Origin of the sequence: Ruminococcus sp. MCC718, assembly GCF_018783905.1 — a bacterium.
GTDB lineage: Bacteria > Bacillota > Clostridia > Lachnospirales > Lachnospiraceae > Hominisplanchenecus > Hominisplanchenecus faecis.
Map to the genome: position 1 here is coordinate 1 of NZ_WQNP01000172.1, position 343 is coordinate 343.

The 343-nt window shown below is 44.3% G+C and carries 1 protein-coding gene; it reads left to right on the plus strand.

The window, feature by feature from the left end; all coding sequences use genetic code 11:
• On the plus strand, positions 1-343 hold a 343-nt coding region (locus GPK60_RS14510; RefSeq protein ID WP_215660905.1), incomplete at both ends, for an ATP-binding protein.

Genomic DNA, 343 nt, shown 5'->3' on the forward strand with positions numbered 1-343 from the left:
TGTTCTCAGACGGTTCGGTGGAAAATGCAATCAGTCTGGATAACCAGCTCAACATCATACAGGTTGCAGATTTGGTTCTGCCGGATAAGGATACTACCTTTGAGGAATACACGACCATTGAACTGTTGTCGGTATCCATCTTAATTGTTATCAGTACCTTTGCCCTTGACTTTATTCACAGTGACCGAAGCATTTTTAAAATCGTGGATTTGGACGAAGCATGGGCGTTCTTAAATGTGGCACAAGGAGAAACACTCTCAAATAAACTGGTGCGTGCTGGTAGAGCCATGAACGCCGGAGTCTATTTCGTGACACAATCCTCTGGGGACGTATCGAAAGAAAG